Origin of the sequence: Methylobacterium terricola (assembly GCF_006151805.1) — a bacterium.
GTDB classification, from domain to species: domain Bacteria; phylum Pseudomonadota; class Alphaproteobacteria; order Rhizobiales; family Beijerinckiaceae; genus Methylobacterium; species Methylobacterium terricola.
This window is the reverse complement of record NZ_VDDA01000014.1, coordinates 135,874-152,887: the sequence shown is the minus strand read 5'-3', so window position 1 is coordinate 152,887 and position 17,014 is coordinate 135,874. Positions and strand designations below refer to the sequence as shown.

General features: G+C 70.5%; 14 protein-coding genes and 2 pseudogenes. 5 read left to right on the top strand and 11 right to left on the bottom strand.

What is annotated here, in order from left to right; all coding sequences use genetic code 11:
- Window positions 1-81: 81 nt before the first annotated feature.
- Window positions 82-785, bottom strand: a pseudogene (locus FF100_RS24630) (SDR family NAD(P)-dependent oxidoreductase).
- Window positions 786-941: 156 nt separating this feature from the next.
- Here FF100_RS24630 and FF100_RS24625 point away from each other — a divergent pair.
- Entirely contained in the window at window positions 942-1,829 is an 888-nt protein-coding gene (locus tag FF100_RS24625) for a LysR family transcriptional regulator (RefSeq protein WP_139038409.1), read from the top strand.
- A 158-nt stretch (window positions 1,830-1,987) separates the two neighbouring features.
- Here the strand turns inward: FF100_RS24625 and FF100_RS24620 are convergent, their stop codons facing one another.
- The gene (locus FF100_RS24620) at window positions 1,988-2,380 is read right to left on the bottom strand and encodes a winged helix-turn-helix transcriptional regulator (RefSeq protein ID WP_139038408.1); all 393 of its coding nucleotides are present in this window, start codon (window positions 2,378-2,380) and stop codon (window positions 1,988-1,990) included.
- 82 nt (window positions 2,381-2,462) lie between these two features.
- Here FF100_RS24620 and FF100_RS24615 point away from each other — a divergent pair, with 82 nt between their 5' ends.
- Window positions 2,463-3,194, top strand: a complete 732-nt coding sequence (locus FF100_RS24615) for an SDR family NAD(P)-dependent oxidoreductase (RefSeq protein WP_139038407.1) — start codon at window positions 2,463-2,465, stop codon at window positions 3,192-3,194.
- Between the two features lie 224 nt (window positions 3,195-3,418).
- Here the strand turns inward: FF100_RS24615 and fghA are convergent, their stop codons facing one another.
- The 5 genes from fghA to repA all read right to left on the bottom strand — a co-directional run bounded on the left by fghA (window position 3,419) and on the right by repA (window position 9,365).
- Complete coding sequence (fghA, locus tag FF100_RS24610; protein WP_139038406.1) at window positions 3,419-4,252, bottom strand: S-formylglutathione hydrolase; 834 nt, start codon at window positions 4,250-4,252, stop codon at window positions 3,419-3,421.
- A gap of 76 nt (window positions 4,253-4,328) precedes the next feature.
- Window positions 4,329-5,462 carry an S-(hydroxymethyl)glutathione dehydrogenase/class III alcohol dehydrogenase gene (locus FF100_RS24605; protein WP_139038405.1) on the bottom strand — a complete coding sequence of 378 codons (1,134 nt, stop codon included), beginning with the start codon at window positions 5,460-5,462 and terminating at the stop codon, window positions 4,329-4,331.
- A gap of 374 nt (window positions 5,463-5,836) precedes the next feature.
- A complete protein-coding gene (locus FF100_RS24600) occupies window positions 5,837-6,814 on the bottom strand; it encodes a helix-turn-helix domain-containing protein (protein WP_139038404.1) in 978 nt (325 codons plus the stop codon).
- A 331-nt stretch (window positions 6,815-7,145) separates the two neighbouring features.
- Window positions 7,146-8,123: a plasmid partitioning protein RepB gene (gene repB, locus FF100_RS24595; protein ID WP_139038403.1), complete on the bottom strand. Its 978-nt coding sequence runs from the start codon at window positions 8,121-8,123 to the stop codon at window positions 7,146-7,148.
- A 57-nt stretch (window positions 8,124-8,180) separates the two neighbouring features.
- Window positions 8,181-9,365 carry a plasmid partitioning protein RepA gene (gene repA / locus FF100_RS24590; protein ID WP_246102312.1) on the bottom strand — a complete coding sequence of 395 codons (1,185 nt, stop codon included), beginning with the start codon at window positions 9,363-9,365 and terminating at the stop codon, window positions 8,181-8,183.
- Between the two features lie 300 nt (window positions 9,366-9,665).
- On the opposite strand from repA, the gene FF100_RS24585 reads away from it, so the two are divergent.
- Window positions 9,666-10,733 carry a GGDEF domain-containing protein gene (locus tag FF100_RS24585; RefSeq protein ID WP_139038401.1) on the top strand — a complete coding sequence of 356 codons (1,068 nt, stop codon included), beginning with the start codon at window positions 9,666-9,668 and terminating at the stop codon, window positions 10,731-10,733.
- Between the two features lie 21 nt (window positions 10,734-10,754).
- Here FF100_RS24585 and FF100_RS24580 read toward each other — a convergent pair.
- Window positions 10,755-11,156 (bottom strand): annotated as a pseudogene (locus tag FF100_RS24580) (isocitrate/isopropylmalate family dehydrogenase); the annotation flags it as partial.
- A gap of 322 nt (window positions 11,157-11,478) precedes the next feature.
- On the opposite strand from FF100_RS24580, the gene FF100_RS24575 reads away from it, so the two are divergent.
- Window positions 11,479-12,219 (top strand): GntR family transcriptional regulator, encoded by a 741-nt coding sequence (locus tag FF100_RS24575; protein WP_139038400.1) that lies wholly within the window; start codon window positions 11,479-11,481, stop codon window positions 12,217-12,219.
- A 260-nt stretch (window positions 12,220-12,479) separates the two neighbouring features.
- On the opposite strand, the gene FF100_RS24570 is transcribed toward FF100_RS24575, so the two are convergent.
- The 3 genes from FF100_RS24570 to FF100_RS24560 are packed head-to-tail and all read right to left on the bottom strand — an operon-like array spanning window position 12,480 to window position 15,887.
- Window positions 12,480-13,241, bottom strand: coding sequence for an SDR family NAD(P)-dependent oxidoreductase (locus FF100_RS24570; protein WP_139038399.1), 762 nt, complete (start codon window positions 13,239-13,241; stop codon window positions 12,480-12,482).
- A 13-nt stretch (window positions 13,242-13,254) separates the two neighbouring features.
- A complete protein-coding gene (locus FF100_RS24565; protein WP_139038398.1) occupies window positions 13,255-14,628 on the bottom strand; it encodes a four-carbon acid sugar kinase family protein in 1,374 nt (457 codons plus the stop codon).
- Window positions 14,625-15,887, bottom strand: coding sequence for a ribulose-bisphosphate carboxylase large subunit family protein (locus FF100_RS24560; RefSeq protein WP_139038397.1), 1,263 nt, complete (start codon window positions 15,885-15,887; stop codon window positions 14,625-14,627). The genes FF100_RS24565 and FF100_RS24560 overlap by 4 nt, the downstream gene beginning before the upstream one ends.
- Before the next feature lie 187 nt (window positions 15,888-16,074).
- Between FF100_RS24560 and FF100_RS24555 the strand changes: the two genes are divergently transcribed.
- Window positions 16,075-16,956, top strand: coding sequence for a LysR substrate-binding domain-containing protein (locus tag FF100_RS24555; RefSeq protein ID WP_139038396.1), 882 nt, complete (start codon window positions 16,075-16,077; stop codon window positions 16,954-16,956).
- The last annotated feature ends 58 nt before the right edge of the window (window positions 16,957-17,014 follow it).

Genomic DNA, 17,014 nt, shown 5'->3' with positions numbered 1-17,014 from the left:
GGATGACGTCGAGGGTTAGGATCAAAACCCGATCAGCTTGACAGTGCGAGCGTCAGCTTTCGACCCTTCCCCCTACTTCGCTCAGATCCGGATGCCGCCAAGCGTGAAGCCGCCGTCGACCGTGATCTCCTGGCCGGTGACGAAAGCTGCGTCATCCGAGAGGAGCCAGGCGACCGTGCCGGCGACATCCTCGGGGCGTCCGTTGCGGCCGAGCGGCGTGTGGGCGGCGAGCCGCGCCGCGAAGGCTTCCTCGAGGTTTTCCTCCGCCATGCGCGTGAAGATGATGCCGGGATTGATGGCATTGACGCGAATACCGCGCTCACCCTCCTCGACGGCGAGCGTGCGCATCAACGCCAGGAGGGCTCCTTTGGTGCTAGCATAGGCCCCGATATTCGGCATGACGCCGGCGGCTGTCCACGAGGCGTTGATGAGGATCGCTCCGCCTTCGAGATGCGGCAAGCATGCCATGATGGACAGGAAGGTGCCCTTCAGGTTGATCGCCAGAAGCGTGTCGAAATCCTCGGTCCCCGTCTCACGCAGCGGCTTGAAGCGGCCGAGTACACCGGCATTGGCGAAGAGGCCGTCGAGGCGGGCGAACCGGGCCATGGTCTCGGTCACAGCATTGGCAACCGCGCCATCTTCCGCGATGTCGCAGGCGAGCGCCAAGGCCGCGCCGCCCCGCACCGTGATGTCGGTCGCGGGTCCCGCAGCGGTTCGGCGCGTCGACCGAGCAAGGCGAGGCGAGCGCCTTCCGCGGCAAGCCGGAGCGCAGCCGCGCGCCCCATTCCGGTGCCAGCACCGGTGATCAGGATGGTTCTATCCGCAAAGCGCATGGAGGTCATGGCGTTCGTCCGAGGGTGGGAGCGGCGACCCGTTTGATTGAAAAGATTGAAGATGATAATCGGCCAAATTCCGGGATATTGCCGAAGCGAAATTATCGAATGGACCTCTTCCGCGCGATGCGGGCCTTCGTCACCGTTGCGGAATGCGGCTCGATGAGTGCGGCGGCGCCGAGGCTCGGCCTGACACCGGCCATGGTCGGTCAGCACATCGCCGCGCTGGAGGATCGGCTGGGCACGCGCCTGATCAACCGGACGACCCGGCGGCACAGCCTGACCGAGTTCGGCGCCAGCTATCTCGAGCAGTGCCGTGACATTCTAGAGCGGGTCACCCTCGCCGATCAGCAAGCCGAAAGCTTGCGACAGAAGCCGCGCGGTCTCCTTCGCGTCACCGCCCCTGTCACCTTCGGCTCCGAAGTGCTGATGGCCGCGCTCGGCCGCTACCGGGAGGCCGCGTCGGAGGTGACGCTCGAGATCGTGCTCACCGACCGCAATGTCGATCTCATCGAGGAAGGGTTCGATGTCGCTTTCCGCGTCGCGACGCCTCCCGACGGACGGCTGATCGCCCGCAAGCTTGCGGCCTATCGCATGGCGCTGTGCGCAGCGCCGTCCTATCTCGCCCGTGCCGGGACGCCCGGTCATCCGGCGGAGTTGGAGCATCATGACGCCGTCATCTTCACGCCTGCTGCCCGCTCACCTTGGCGCCTGACGCGCGGCGACGACACGATCGAGATCAGCCCTCGTGCGAGCATCGGGGTCAACAGCGGTCAGGCGTTGCGTGTTGCGGCGCAGGCCGGGCTCGGCCTCATACTCCAGCCGCTGATGCTGGTCGGCCCGGACATTGCGGCAGGCCGCCTCGTCCAGCTCCTGCCGGACTGGAGCCTCGGTGAACGGGCCGTGTCGCTGCTCTATTACCGCGACCGCCGCATGACGCCCCGCCTCTCCAGCTTCATCGCCTTTGCACTGCAGGAATTCCAGGCGCGCGATTGACGGTCAGCGCGTAGCCAGGGTGTCGAGCACGAATTTGGCGGTGAGTGCCGTCAAGGCCGGGTTCTGTCCTTCGGGTCAAAAATCGCCCAGCTTGGCCTTGCGAAGGGCTGCGGAGGGTGGGGAGCGGACCCTGGACTTGTGCTGGAAAGCAGACGCGCTCACTGCCTCGCTTTGATGCTGTCATGCTCGTGGTTGGCTGCCTCGATCGCTGCGCCATGATCGAGTGCCCACGTGCAGAGCGCTTCGAACGGCTGACGTAACGAATGACCCAATGGGGTGATCGCGTACTCGACGCCGATCGGTGCGGTCGGCAGCACGGTTCGGGTCACCAGGCCGTTGCGCTCCAGGCGCTTCAGTGCGTCCGCGAGCGCCTTGTGCGTGATGCCGTCGAGCCGCCGCATGATCGCGTTGAACCGCGCCGGACGCGGGCAGAGCACCGTGAGGATCAGGATCGTCCACTTGTCGGCGATCTTGTCGAGCACCGGGCGGACCCGCGCCATCTCGGCGAGCGCGCACTCGGACAGAGCATCGAGATCGGTATCGTCAGCCATATCTAGGCTACCCTAAGTGCGTTCTTGATAGCAGATATACGATCTGTATCTCATGCGCGGTCGCTGATGAAGGGATGACGCGATGGCTCGCATGCAGGACAAGGTTGCGCTCGTGGTCGGCGGGGCGAAGGGCATTGGCCTTGCGGTTGCCGAGCGGCTGGCGGCCGAGGGCGCGTCAGTCGTCCTCACCGGGCGGCACGCCGACGAGGTCGAGGCAGCCGCTGGGAGGATCGGACGTGGTGCGCGTGGCCTCGTCGCGGACGCGGCCCTGCGGGAGGATCTACAGCATGTCGTGGCGACGGTGCGCGAGACACATGGGCGGATCGACGCGCTGGTTCTCAACGCGGGCATCTCGGAGCCGGCGACCCTGCGCGACGGAACGCCCGAGCATTTCGACCGGCACTTTGCGATCAACGTCCGCGGGGCCGTCTTCGGATTGCAGGCGGCTCTGAGCGCGATGGGGCGGGGTGGGTCCGTCGTGCTGATGGGGTCGATCGCCGACGCCATGGGGGTGACGCCCTACGGAACTTACGCCGCCACGAAGGCAGCGCTGCGTTCCTACGCCCGCACATGGACAGCGGAGCTGGCCCCGCAGGGTATCCGCGTGAACGTGGTGGCTCCCGGCCCGACCGACACCGCCATGATGGCGAGCGTGCCGGAGGAGGGGCGGGCCGCGCTGATCGCGCCGATCCCGCTTGGCCGCATGGCGCGTCCGGAGGAGGTGGCGGCGGCCACGCTGTTTCTCCTGAGCGACGAGGCGAGCTTCGTAGCGGGGGCTGAACTGTGCGTCGATGGCGGGATGCGCCAAGTTTAGCTTGCCGATAGCGGCATCAGCGCGTCCGCTTCGGCTGTTATCCGTCCCCGAAGCGGAACGTCGCGAAATCAGCCGTTCCGGCAGCCGGTTGCGGCCTCACGATGCAGCCTGTGAGCGGACGTTCCGGGCGTCCGCAAGGGGCCGAAAGCAGCCCCTCACACGGCCAAGCTGATCGGGTTTTTACCCTAGCCCGCAACGCACCCGCTATCCATCCCGCCGGACGATCAGCGCAGCCGCTCCGCCGCCCAGGCGATATGATCGTCCATGAAGGTCGAGATGAAGAAGTACGAGTGATCGTAGCCCTCGCGCATGTTGAGCGTGAGGCCGATGCCGGCCTTCTGGCAGGCCTCTTCCAGCAGCCAGGGGCGCAAGCCCTCGTTGAGGAACGAATCCGCCGTGCCCTGGTCGACCAGGAACTCCGGAAAGCGGTGACCGTCCTCGATCAGCGCGGTGGCGTCGTGGCGCCGCCACGCCGCCTCGTCCGCGCCGAGATATTTGGTGAGGGCGGGCTTCGACCAGCCGGCGGTCGAGGGCTGGACGATCGGCGCGAAGGCGCTGCACGAACGGAAGCGCTCGGGGTGGCGCAACGCGATGGTCAGCGCGCCGTGGCCGCCCATCGAGTGCCCGAAGATGCCCTGGCGCTCCATGTCGACCGGGAATTCGCGGGCGACGAGGGCCGGCAGCTCCTCGGTGACGTAGGACCACATGCGGTAGTTGCGGTCGTACGGCGCCTGCGTCGCGTCGACGTAGAAGCCGGCGCCGCAGCCGAACTGCCAGTTGTCGGGCTCGTCCGGCACGTCCGGCCCGCGCGGGCTGGTATCGGGGGCGACGATGGCGACGCCGTGCCGGGCGGCGGCGCGGCGGTACTCGCCCTTGTCCATCACGTTGGCGTGGGTGCAGGTCAGGCCCGACAGGTACCACAGCACCGGGACCTTCCCGGATTCGGCCTGCGGCGGCAGGTAGACCGCGAAGGTCATCGGGCAGCGCGTCGTCTCGGCCTCGTGGCGGTACACGCCCTGGATGCCGCCGTGCGAGCGGGCCTTCGAGACTGTTTCCATGGTGCCGTGTTCCCCCCGCGCCTCGTCTTCCGGATCCGGCGGCGCTGGAATCCCGCACCGCCGGCTTGGTCGATGGTTAGAACACCACCACCGAGCGGATCGACTTGCCCTCGTGCATCAGGTCGAAGCCGTGGTTGATGTCTTCCAGCGGCATGGTGTGGGTGATCAGGTCGTCGATGTTGATCTTCCCCTCCATGTACCAGTCGACGATCTTCGGCACGTCGGTGCGGCCGCGGGCGCCGCCGAAGGCCGAGCCCTTCCAGACGCGGCCGGTGACGAGCTGGAACGGACGGGTCGAGATCTCGCGGCCGGCCTCGGCCACGCCGATGACGATCGACTCGCCCCAGCCGCGGTGGCAGCACTCGAGCGCCTGGCGCATCACGTGGACGTTGCCGGTGCAGTCGAACGAGAAGTCGGCGCCGCCGCCGGTCACGTCGAGGATCGCCTGCACGACCTTGTCGGTGCCGATCTCGTTCGGGTTGATGAAGTGGGTCATGCCGAACTTCTCGGCCATGGCCCGCTTGTCGGGGTTGATGTCGACGCCGATGATCTTGTCGGCGCCGACCATGCGGGCGCCCTGGATCACGTTGAGGCCGATGCCGCCGAGGCCGAACACCACCACGTTGGCGCCCGGCCACACCTTGGCGGTGTAGATCACGGCGCCGAGGCCGGTGGTGACGCCGCAGCCGATGTAGCAGATCTTGTCGAAGGGGGCGTCCTCGCGCACCTTCGCGAGCGCGATCTCGGGCAGCACCGTGAAGTTCGAGAAGGTCGAGCAGCCCATGTAGTGGTACACGGTGTTCGCGCCCGGGCTGCCGCCGGTGGACTCGCAGCGGAAGCGGCTGGTGCCGTCCGGCATCACGCCCTGCCCCTGCGTCGAGCGGATCGCCGTGCAGAGGTTGGTGCGCTGCGACAGGCAGGACTTACAGTTGCGGCATTCCGGGGTGTAGAGCGGGATGACGTGGTCGCCGGGCTTCAGCGTCGTCACGCCCGCGCCGACCTCGCGCACGATGCCGGCGCCCTCGTGGCCGAGGATCGCCGGGAACTTGCCCTCGGAATCGAGGCCCGACAGCGTGTAGGCGTCGGTGTGGCAGATGCCGGTCGCCATCACCTCGACCAGGACCTCGCCGGGCTTCGGCCCTTCGAGGTCGATCGTCTCGATGGTGAGGGGCTTCTTGGCTTCCCAGGCAACCGCCGCGCGCGTCTTCATGGTGTCTCCAACCGGATCATGCGTCGCGTCAGAACGCGGCAAACTGCATCGAGCCACGGGCCGGCCGTACGGCTCGCCCGCTGAATGGCTCGATCTCTGCTGCGATTTGATGAAGGCCGCAACGGTGCGGCGCAACAAACTTTAGTCCACCACGGCGGGTGCCGTGACGCGGGGCGTCCACGGACGGGGAAACGGCAGTTCCCAACCGCGCTCCGCCGCATGAATACGTTATGTTATACTGTTACATATTTGTTCAGAGGCCGGCGTGAGCGCCTCAGGCCCGGCCGCGCGGGCGGCCTGTGCCATGGATGCGTCGCGCCGAGCGGCCTTTCCCTTCGGACGGCCCGAGCGCCTCGATCGGCCGGACCCACCCCTCATCCCGGCCGCAGGAGCGGGGACGGTCCGGCTCGCGTCGGGCTCCGTGCCTCGGATGTCCCGCCCCGCGCGGACAGGGCGGCGCGCCATGCCGCGATCGTCGCGTCGAGGCTCGAGGGTGGCGCGGTCGTCGGCCGATCCGGCTCGGCCGCGCGGACGCTCACCGTCGCCGTCGCGTCGGCTGCGGTCGGGGCCTCCCCGCCGGCGGGGCGGGAACCAGTTGCCACCTTGGCAGGGACGTTAAGATCTTCTCCCTTCTCCAATTTTTCAGGGTCTGGAGCGTGCGGGCCAGCCTCCCACCGGTGGATCGCCGCGCTGGCGATCCGGATGACGTGGGTGACCTTCACCCGCTCCTCGATGGCGAGGTAGCCGCGATGCGCCGCCCAGCGGATCGCGGTCTGGACGGTGCGGCGGCTGCATCGCGCCCGCGCGGCGATCGTCCCGAGGGCGAGCTCGCACGTGCCGTGCGCCCGGATCTCCCGGGCGATGACGCCGATCACGCCGAGCTCGGCCGGGTGGAAATCCTGCTTGATCGTCGCGGGCCAGGGCAGGCGGTGGCCGAGATAGGCGCGCCGCCGGGCGGGGGCCTGGCGCTCCGCGCGCTCGGCCAGCGTCGCCCGCTTGCGGGGTGTCGCAGAATCGCCCGGCGACGGCACGGGGCGCGCCTCGGCCTCGACCGGCCGCAACGCCGCCAGCCGATCGAACGCGAAGGCGCCGAGCGGCGTGACGCCCCTCCCCTGCCCGGCCCGCGCCTTGGCGCGGTGCAGGCCGGCGGCGGCGGCCATCCGGTCGCGCCGGTCCTGGACGGCCTGGAAGACCCGCTCGGCCTCGGAGTCGTGGAGCGCGCCGGACCCATAGGCCTGGATCGCGTCCGCGTTCAGCGCGTCGAGCCGCCGGCGCCAGTCCGGCCCGGCGATTCCCTCGATCGCGGCGAGCAGCCGGTCGCGCAGCAGCGCGGAAGCGGCGGGGGTGGTCATCGGCCGACCCCGCCTGGTGGGTGGAGTCGTCTAGAAAGCAGGCATGCGGGAGCCTTCGCCCGGGCCGTCAACCGGCCGAGCGTCGCCGCACGCCGCCCGGGGGGCGTCGTCGGGTCTGCCATGGTCCTTGCCGGTCACCGGGCAAAGGAAATCCGCTCGCCAGAACGGCGTCCGACTCTTGACGGCCATGACGGGAAGTGCGATTCTCTAGTCGCCAAACCTGAGAAGGGCTTCCGGGACGAAAGTTCTGGGGGCCTTTTTCTTTTGCGATGACCTCGTCACATCGATTCGGCCGGGCGGGATTGCCCGGCCGCCTCAGGATTCTCGCTCGTCAGTCTCCTGTCTGGGTGCGGGTCTTCGTCTCCTGGAATGCGCTGTAGAGTTCTTCCAGGTGGGACGACAGGTAGGCGCCGAACTCCCCGGCATCCTTCGCCGTCAGGGAGAGGCTGAAGCTCTTCGGGGTGCGCCGGCAGGTCGCCGCGACGGCGCGGTCGGGCGCGGTCCAGGTCGTGGTCTGCGGCTCGGGAGGCCGGCGGGCGGGGGCCTTGCGGCCGGCCTTGATCGCCGCGAGGAGGTGGCCGAACCGCTCGGGCCCGTCCTTGCCGAGGAAGTCGGGCGCCTGCACCGCCGCCACCGCGATGTCGGCCTTGGCCGGGACCGCCACGAGCTTCTTCAGCTCCTCCCAGCGGTCGCGGCCGATGCCCTTGGCGGCGCCGAGCGCGTCGATCACCGGCGCCGGCACCGTCTCGGCCACCGACAGCATCCGCGACAGCAGCGTGTCGTCGACGGTGAGCGCCGCCTTGATCGTCGCCTTGCTCTGGCCCATCGCCAGGAGCTTCCTGGCGAACAGGGCCTTCTCGATGAAGGACAGGTTGGCCCGCGCGGCGTTCTCCTGCCCCTGCGCGACGATATGGGCGATGTCCTCGATCGTCTTGACGATCGCCCGGACCTCGCGCCCGAGCTCGCGCGCCACCCGCACCCGGCGGTGGCCGTAGACGATCATGTAGCGCCCGTCCCGCTCCGGATGCGGCCGGACCAGGATCGGGGTCGATTGGCCGTGCTTGGCGATCGCGTCGCGCAGGCGCCCGTAATCCTCGTCGTCCTGGTCGATGCGGTCCTGGACGAAGGAGGCGTCGATCAGGCCGGTATCGAGGCTGAGGACCGCCTCGCCGTCGGCCATCCGCCGGGTGTTCTCGGCCATCTCCTCGATCGAGCGGGTCATCGAGCGGGCGGCCCCCCGACGGGCGAAATCGGCGCTCGGCTCGGAGACCGGGGCGTCGAGGATGTTGGCGAGGAGGTTCTTACGCATCGCACGCGGCTCCTATCCGGTTGGCGTATCGGGCGAATCCCGCGTTCTGCACGGCCGTCAAACCCGCCTCCCCCAGGCCTGATGGATGAGGCCGGCGATCTCCTCGTTGACACCGTTCACCGATTCGAGGGCGCGGTCGTAGGTCGAGCGGATCATCTGCCCGCGCTCGACCTCGTAGAGCGACTGGTTGGTGATGCCGGCATCCGAGATCGCGGTCGATTTCAGCATCTGGGTCCGCAGCATGTTCTTGGGGAACAGCACCTGCATGAAGCCGACCATCTGGGCCTGCGGGCCGTCGGTCGGCTCGTAGCGGGTGACGAGGTAGCGGAACCATTGCAGGTTCACCGCCGCCCCGGCATCGGCGATCGATTTCAGGATGCCGCCCAGCATCAGCAGGAACTGGCTCATCGACATCACGTCGAGCATCTGCGGGTGGATGGTGACGAGGACCGAGGTCGAGGCGGTGAGCGCCGTCAGCGTCAGGTAGCCGAGCTGCGGCGGGCAATCGATGACGACGACGTCGTAGCGGTCGTCGACCTCCTTCAGGGCCTTGGTGATGCGGGTGAAGAAGGTGCGCCCCTCCGGGTTGCGGTTCGAGGCGGCGAGCGGCGTGTCGTACTCGTATTCCTGCAGGTCGAGGCTCGCCGGGACGATGTCGAGGCCCGGGAAGTTGGTTGGCCGGATGATCTCGGAGAGCGGCCGCTTGCGGTCGTCGTAGCGCAGGGCCTCGTAGATCGACGGCGCCTTGTCGAGCTCGGGCTGGATGCCGTGCAGGGCCGAGAGCGAGGCCTGCGGGTCGAGGTCGATGGCGAGCACCCGGTGCCCGGTCAGGGCCAGGAACTGGGCGAGATGCGCCGCCGTCGTGGTCTTGCCGCTGCCGCCCTTGAAGTTGACCGCCGAGATGATCTGCAGCTTCTCGCCGGCGCGGCGATGCGGCACGTATTGCTTGAGGTCGGAGCGCCCGTGCCGGTCGAGGTACCGGCGCAGTTCTAGCATCTGCTCGGCGGTGTAGGACCGCCGGCCCGAGGCCGAGGTCGCCGGGACCGGCCCCTTGCCCTCGAGGTGGAGCTTCTTGATGTTCGACGGCGTCACGCCGAGGAAATACGCCACCTCCGCCAGCGCGAAGGGCCGCAGGCCCTTGGTGGCGTTGGGCGGGTAATGCTCCATCCGGAGCATGCTCAGCTTGTCGGAGATGAGGCCGCCCTGGCGGAGAATCGTCTCGTGGAAGCTGATCGCCTCCATTCCCTCTGTCGGTCCCGCTCGTTCCATCCGCCCCGATTCCCGAGTAACGCTTTTCCGCGCCTATCCCCACGACAAGCGTTATTATGCGGGTGATTCTCCCGTTCCGGCAACGCTTTTCGGTTGACGGATCGGGCCGGGCGGCGGCAGGGCGCGTGCGCCTGCTTCGGTGCCCGGCGGGCCGGGTCGGCGGCCGTCGCGCTCGCGGTGGGCAAGCCCTGACGCGGGGACCTGCCATCCCGGCTGCAATGCGCTATCAGACGTGCCGGACAGGCCTCGCCGCACGTTGCTCACGCCCGATCGATGACCCAGACTGCGCCACGGGGTGGCGATCTCGAAGCACAGCTGTTCGACCTCGCCCCCACCTCGCTGTGGCTGCAGGATCTCGGCGCTCTGAAGGCCCACCTGGACGCGGCGCGGGATGCCGGCATGGCGGATCTTCGCGACTGGCTGCGGGATCCCGGCCACCTGCTGGATTGCCAGCGGCTGATCCGGATCGTCCGGGTCAACCGGCACACGCTGGCGACCTACGAGGCGCGGGACGAGGCGGAGCTGTTCGCCCATATCCCGGCCATCTTCCACGACCCGGAGGCGGTCGCCCTGGTCGAGGTCCTGTGCCAGCTCTGGGCCGGCGCGACGCAGGCGCGCCTCGTCACGCAGAACAGGACGGTGGGCGGGCGGGTCATCGACGTGAGCTATGCCGGCCAGCTCCTGCCGGGGCACGAGGCCGACTGGGCCCGCTTCCTGATCTCGATCGAGGACATCACCCCGCGCGAGGAGCAGCGCCGGCAGGAGGAGGCCCGCCTGGAGGCCCTGAGCCTCACCGATCACCTGACCGGCCTCATCAACCGGGCCGGCCTCGACGCCGAGATCGACAGGATCGAGCGCGAGCGTGCCGTGCCGGCCTCGGTGATCGTGGCCGACCTCAACCGGCTCAAGGCGATCAACGACCTCCAGGGCCACGACGCCGGCGACGCGGCGATCCGCCGGTTCGCCGACCTGCTGGCGCAGGCTGTACCACCGCCGGCCCGGCCTGCCCGGATCGGCGGCGACGAGTTCGTGGTCCTGCTCCCTGGGACCGGGCCCGAGGCGGCCGCCGCGCTGGTGCAGCGGATCCTGGCGGCGATCGACGCCGCGGATGCATCGGTCGAGGCGCCCCTCGGGGCTTCGATCGACGCCCTCGGCCCCTCCCCTCTCAGCGCCGCCCTCGGCTGCGAGACCTGGACCGGGTCTGAGCCGATCCGGGACGCCATCGCCCGGGCGGATGCCCGGATGTACGAGGCGAAGCGCAGGCATCACGCCGCCTCGGAGGCGCGGGACGCGCTCTGGACGGCGCCGGTCCCGTCGGTGCTCCCGCCGCGCCACCACTGACGGGCGGCTCGCCGCTGATGCGTTGTCGCCCCGGATGGCGACGATGACCGCGTCCGCGACCTGGCGGGTCGTCGCCGTGCCGCCGCGATCGGGGGTGTGCAGGCCTGGATCGGCGGTCCCCCGCTCCAGTGCGCGCATCATCCGGTCGGCCGCCGGCTTCTCGCCGAGATGCGCCGGCATCGGGCAGGCGGTCGAGAACGTCGCGGCCGGGTTGGCGCTGCCCTTGCCGGTGATGGCGAAGGCCGAGCCGCGGATCGGCACGACCATCGACGGGACCTTGCGCTCCGGGTTGATGTTCGCCGTCGGCGCGATGCCGCGCGAGACGGCGAGCGCCGCGGCGAGATCCGACAGGACGGCGGCGTGCAGGTTCGTCGCCAGGATGGTGTCGAGGGTCTCGGGCTTGATCACCATGCGCATCGTCATGACGAGCGCGTCGAATTCCATGTTCACGAGATCGATAAACATGATGAATCGGAGCAGGCAGACCAGGGAGACCGGGCGCCAAGAGACCGGGCGCCAAGAGACCCGACGCCATGAGACCCGACGCCAGGAGACCCGGCGCCTGATCGCTTTCGCGAGCGTGGCGTCGGTCGTTTCCTCCCGCGGCCGACCGGCTCCGCTCCTTCTTGGGTGCGTTCTCTCATGCAAAGTGGGATATCGCCCGGAGCCCCCGATTGCGGCGTCAACCCTGTTCCGGCGCCTGCATGGAAGATGATATGCGTGTGCGTCATCGAGAGGGTGCAGGATGGTGCGGGCGAGCCCCCAGGGACCACGGAAGGATGGGCCGCGTGACGACGGACCGCGCGGCGACGAGGCCGAGAAGCGCCCCTCGCTCGTCGACGACGCCTACGCGGCGATGCGGGCGAACATTCGCGACGCCACCTTCGCGCCGGGCTACCAGGCCTCCGAGCAGGAGATCGCGCTGCGGCTCGGAATGAGCCGGACCCCGGTCCACGAGGCGGCGATCCGCCTGCAGGAGGAGGGCCTCGTCCGCGTCCTCCCGCGCAAGGGCATCCTGATCCTGGCGCTCGCGCCCGAGGACATGCGCGAGATCTACGACGTGATCATCGGCATCGAGGGCCGGGCGGCGGAGCTGGTCGCGGCCCTGCCGGATCCTGAGCGACTGGCCGCCGCGCAGGCCCTCGACGCCCTCACGACGGCGATGGAGGCGGCGCATGCGAGCGGCGACCGCCCGGCCTGGGGCGAGGCCGACGGAGCCTTCCATGCTGCGCTGATCGAGCGGACCGGCAACGGGCGGATGGGCCGGATCGTGCAGACGGTCAACGACCAGTCGCACCGGGCGCGGATGCTGACCCTCAACCTGCGCCACGACCTCGCCGCCTCGATCGCCGAGCACCGGCAGATCGCGCACGGCATCCGCGCGGGCGATCCCGAGGCGGCGCTGGACGCCGCGCGCCGCCACCGCCTTCGGGCGCGCAACGAGCTTCTGCCGCTCCTCGCGCGCTACGGCCTCAAGCACCTGTAGGCAGGCGCCCGCTGGGACGCACCGGGCGTCGGGCTTGCGGTACGCGGACACGGGACGGTGCCGGCACGTCCGCGATCTCTCGCAAGCCGCTCTCCCCGTCCCGGACGAGCCCGAGAGAACCGGCGCGACGGTCTCGTCGCCGCCGACCCGTCAGGGTCGAGTCACGGCGTTCCGGTCGCCGGCATGTCGGAGATCGGCGTCGGCACCGAGGTGGGCGCGGCGCGGCAAGGTCGGTCGCGCTCCCGCTCGACGGGCAGGGGTCAATCGCCCTTGACCATCAGGCCGGCCTCGCGGAATCCGCCATCGACGTTGAGGGTGTGGCCGTGGATGTAGCGGGCCTCGTCCGAGCACAGGAACACCGCGGCGTCGGCGATTTCCTCCGGGGTGCCGTAGCGGGTCATCGGGATGCGGGCGGCGTAGGCCGCGCGGGTCGCCCGGTCGTGCATCGCCTTGGCGATCTCGGTCTCGATCGCGCCCGGTGCGATGTTGTTGACGTTGATGTTGTGCGGGGCAAGCTCCACCGCCATCACCTTGGTGAGCAGTTCGAGCCCGGCCTTGGCCGAGCCGTAGGCCGCCCGGCCGTTGCCGCCGCGCTGGCCCGACAGCGAGGCGATGTTGATGATCTTGCCGCCGCCGACCCGCACCATCTCGCGGGCGCAGGCCTGCGCCACCATGAAGGCGCCGGTGAGGTTCACGCCGAGGATGCGGTTCCAGTCGGCGAGGCTCGTTTCCAGGAACGGCGTGGCGGCACCGATCCCGGCATTGTTGACCAGGATGTCGACCCGGCCATGCGCGGCGAGGATCGCCGCCATCAGGGCGGCGACGGAATCCGGGTCCGCGACGTCGACGGTCAGCGGCATCGCCGCCTCGCCCAAAGCCGCGGCGGTCTCTGCGGCACCGGTCCCGTTCACGTCGGCGACGACGACACGGGCGCCCTCGCGCACGAAGGCGGAGGCGATGGCGGATCCGATGCCCCGCGCCGCCCCGGTGACGAGGGCGACCTTGCCGCTCAGCCTCTGCATGGTGCCGGTCTCCTCACGGTCGGGCGCGGCCGCCCTGCTTGACGGCCAGGAAGAAATCGGGCCGCCCGACCTGGCCGCCCTTGAGCGCGAGCTCGAGCCCGTCGAGGGCCGTGTCGGGGCCGTGGGCGCGGCAGAGCGGCGAGCCCGGATCGAGGGGCGCCACCGCCGAGAGCGCGTCGATCCCGAGTTGCAGCGCGGCGTGGCCCGAGGTGTCGCCGCCGGCGATCACCGCCCGGGTCAGGCCCGCCGACAGCACGATCTCCCGCAGCGCCCGCCCGAGCCCGGCCCCGAGCCGGTCGCTCGCCGTCCCCGGATCGAGACCGACCCCCGCCACCGCCTCGCGCAAGGATGCGACGGCCGGGTCGTCGGGACCGGCGGCGCTGTAGATCAGCGGGTCGCGGCCCTCGCCCAACGCAGCGCGGGCTTCTCCCACCGCGCGGTCGATCTCGCGCGCGAAGGCATCCGGATCGACCACCCGCCGCGCATCGAGCCGGATGCCGGCAAAGCCGTGCTCCAGGGCGTGGGCGATCTGGCCGGCGGTCGCCGGCGAGACCGAGCCGGAGACGACCGCGATCCGCTCCACCGGCGCGCAGCGCGCGGCCGGCGCCTCGGCGGGTATGAGGCCGGCGGCCCGCCAATACGCGACCAGGGCGGCCTCGACCCCCTGCGACCCGACGGCGAAGACGTGAGAACCGCCCCGCTCCCAGATCAGCCGCCCGGCCTCGGCCAGGGTCTCGGCATCGAGCACGTCGAGGGAGACGATCGCCGCGCCCGCCTTCCGCGCGCGGTCGAGCGCGGCGTCCCCCTCCCCCCGCTTCATCGCGACGAAATCGACGAGGTCGACCGGCAGGGCGGTCTGGCGGGCGAGGTGGCAGCCGAGATCGGCCTCGTCCATCGGCGTGACCGGGTGGCGGGCCATGGTCGGGTGGCGGTCGAGGCGGTAGCCTCTGCCGTCGGCCATCGCGAACAGGTGGCCGAAGCTCTGGTAGCGTCCCATCCCCGGATCGGCGACGACCATCGGGGTCCAGTCGCCGGGAAAGATTCCGCGGCCGATCTCGACCGCCCGGCCGATCGAGCCGACATGCGGCGCCGAATCGAAGGTCGAGCAGGCCTTGTAATGCGCGATCCGAGACCCGAGCGAGGCGAGCAGCCGGAACGGCCCGGGCAGTTCCCGGTCCATCCAGGCCGGCGGCTGCGAGCGCGCCACCCCGGCGATGCCGATCGCCCGCGCCCCGGCGAAGGCCGCGAGGCGCTCCGGGCTCGGGGACGTGAGGAACAGCACGGTCTCGAGCCCGGCGAAGGCCAGCACCTCCATCGCCGCCGAGGAGCCGGTGAAGTCGTCGCCGTAGAAGGCGACGAGGGGGCCGTCCGGGAGCGGGCGTGTCACGCCGCCCCCTCGAGCGCCTGGGCGAGCGCCGGGTGGGAGCGGGCGTGCGCGGGCAGGGGAATGCCGGCGACGGCCGCCTCCCAGGCCTGGCGCAGCGCCGCCACGCCCTCGCCCGGGCCGCCCGGATGGGCGACGATGCCGCCGCCCGCCGTGACGATGAGGTCGGTCGAGCCGAGCGCCGCGTAGGTGCCGGGGGCCTGCCGCACGGTCTGGCCGGAGGAGAAGACCGGCATGGCGAGGCACGGCTTGCCCGGGAACAGCGGGGTGAGGCAGGTGCGGGCCGAGGCGACGACGCTGTCGTCGTCCTCCGAGAACTTGTTGTCGAGGCCGTTGACGTGCATGTGGTCGGCGCCGGCCAACCGCCAGATCTTCTGCCAGGCGACGTAGGACCAGCCGAGCAGCGGGTGGCGGGTGAGATACCCCCAGCCGTTGCGGTGGGCGTGGATCGGCAACTCGCTCATGCGCGCCAGCTCGATCATGCCGACGAGGCCGACCGAATTGAGGCTCGCCATCACGCAGGTGCCGCCGAGATCGCGCACCAGGTCGTGGCGCCGGCGCATCTGGTCGATCTCGCCGGTGAGGTTGAAGGCGACCATCACCTTCTTGCCGGTGCGCTCGGCGTGCTCGTTGACGACCCGCATCACCGCGCGGGCGCGGGCGTCGAACGGGCAATGCGGCCCATCGGCCTGCAACTCGTCGTCCTTGATGAAGTCGATCCCGCCCTCGCACAGATTCCGCACCAGGGCGGCGGTCTCGTCCGGCCCGAAGCCGACGCTCGGCTTGATGATGGTGCCGATGATCGGACGCCCCTCCACCCCGGCAAGGCGGCGCGTCCCCCCGATCCCGAAGCGCGGGCCCGGATAGGCCTCGGCGAAGGCCTGCGGCAGGCGGATGTCGAGAAGGCGCAGGCCCGTGATCGGGCGCAGCTCGAACAGGTTGCCGGCGACCGTCGCCAGCAGGTTCGGCAGCGAGGGGCCGAGATTCTCGATCGGCCAGGACAGCGTGACCCGGGCGCGGCGCAGCTGCGCGGGATCGACCGCGGCGGTGGTCGGCAGCGATGGGGAATCGACCGCCTCGTCGAGGAGGTCCAGGCGCTCGACCCGGGCGGCCGAGCGGGCTTTCAGCTCAGGCGTCTCGCCGGGCACCGGCACGAAGGTGCCGCTCGACTGCTCGCCCGCCATGGTCTCCGCCACCCGGCGGGGATCGCTCGCGGTCTCGAGGAGGTAATCGGCCTCGATCCGGATCGGGGGCACGGCCATCGTCACGAGCCCCGGCGGGCCGCGACCGGAACGGGGGAACGGGGGGCCATGCGCGCAACTCCACGGGGAACCGGAGCTCGAGCCTAGCGAAGGGCCGGGGATGCCGGAACTTGAGTTCGACGCAGGGAGCTGTGAGAAAAACTCTCACCACCGGGGAGCCGCCCGAAGAGTTCGCCGAGGAGCCTCCATGTCGAAGCCGCGCCTGCCGCTCAACGCCCTGCGGGCCTTCGAGGCGGTGGCCCGCCTCGGCAGCATGAGCGCCGCGGCGGTCGAGCTCGGCGTCACCCATGGGGCGGTGAGCCGGCAGGTCCGCGCGCTCGAGGACCAGTTCGGCGTGGCCCTGGTCGAGCGCGGGCCCCGCGCCGTCGTGCCGACCCCGGAGGGGGCGCGGCTCGCGGCCGAGCTGGCCGAGAGCTTCGCCCGCATCCAGGCCGCGGTGGCGCAGGTGCAGCCCGGCCCGCTGACGCTGTCGTGCTCGGCGACCGTGATGATGCGCTGGCTGATCCCCCGCCTCGAGACGTTCAAGCGCACTCATCCCGGCATCGAGCTGCGTCTCACCATCAGCTACGGCGAGGTCGACTTCATCCGCGACGCGATCAGCCTCGCGATCCGCAACGACATGTACAAGGCCCCGCCGGACGCGGTGGCCGAGACCCTGATCCGCGAGGAGATCGGCCCGGTCTGCCACCCTGCCTATGCCGGGCGCCTGAGGATCGGGAGCGCGGACGAACTCGTCGCGCGGGCGCGGCTGCTCGGCACCGCGACCCGCCCCGAGGCCTGGGCCGAATGGACCCGGGCGATCGGGCGCCCGGACCTCCCGGCGACGCCGCAGGAGAGCTTCGGCCATTTCTACCTGGTGATCCAGGCCGCCGCCTGCGGCCTCGGTGTCGCGCTCGCCCCCCGCCTCCTCGTCGAGGACGAGATCGCCGCCGGCCATCTCGTCGCGCCGCTCGGCTTCACGGCCGGCCCTCACGCCCTCCAGCTCTGGACCGCCGCCCATCTGCGCCACCGGCCGGACCTGCGGATCGTGGCGGATTGGCTGCGGGGGGAGATGACGGGGCGGGGGTGAGGGGGAGCGCGGGCGCAAGGACCGTGCGGGTGGAGCGTCCGCCCTCCTCCTCGGCGAC

Excerpts from the sequence above, each read along its gene's own strand:
- FF100_RS24625 (WP_139038409.1), top strand. The coding sequence starts at position 942 with ATGGACCTCTTCCGCGCGATGCGGGCCTTCGTCACCGTTGCGGAATGC.
- FF100_RS24620 (WP_139038408.1), bottom strand. The coding sequence starts at position 2,380 with ATGGCTGACGATACCGATCTCGATGCTCTGTCCGAGTGCGCGCTCGCC.
- FF100_RS24615 (WP_139038407.1), top strand. The coding sequence starts at position 2,463 with ATGGCTCGCATGCAGGACAAGGTTGCGCTCGTGGTCGGCGGGGCGAAG.
- fghA (WP_139038406.1), bottom strand. The coding sequence starts at position 4,252 with ATGGAAACAGTCTCGAAGGCCCGCTCGCACGGCGGCATCCAGGGCGTG.
- FF100_RS24605 (WP_139038405.1), bottom strand. The coding sequence starts at position 5,462 with ATGAAGACGCGCGCGGCGGTTGCCTGGGAAGCCAAGAAGCCCCTCACC.
- FF100_RS24600 (WP_139038404.1), bottom strand. The coding sequence starts at position 6,814 with ATGACCACCCCCGCCGCTTCCGCGCTGCTGCGCGACCGGCTGCTCGCC.
- repB (WP_139038403.1), bottom strand. The coding sequence starts at position 8,123 with ATGCGTAAGAACCTCCTCGCCAACATCCTCGACGCCCCGGTCTCCGAG.
- repA (WP_246102312.1), bottom strand. The coding sequence starts at position 9,365 with ATGGAGGCGATCAGCTTCCACGAGACGATTCTCCGCCAGGGCGGCCTC.
- FF100_RS24585 (WP_139038401.1), top strand. The coding sequence starts at position 9,666 with ATGACCCAGACTGCGCCACGGGGTGGCGATCTCGAAGCACAGCTGTTC.
- FF100_RS24575 (WP_139038400.1), top strand. The coding sequence starts at position 11,479 with ATGGTGCGGGCGAGCCCCCAGGGACCACGGAAGGATGGGCCGCGTGAC.
- FF100_RS24570 (WP_139038399.1), bottom strand. The coding sequence starts at position 13,241 with ATGCAGAGGCTGAGCGGCAAGGTCGCCCTCGTCACCGGGGCGGCGCGG.
- FF100_RS24560 (WP_139038397.1), bottom strand. The coding sequence starts at position 15,887 with ATGGCCGTGCCCCCGATCCGGATCGAGGCCGATTACCTCCTCGAGACC.
- FF100_RS24555 (WP_139038396.1), top strand. The coding sequence starts at position 16,075 with ATGTCGAAGCCGCGCCTGCCGCTCAACGCCCTGCGGGCCTTCGAGGCG.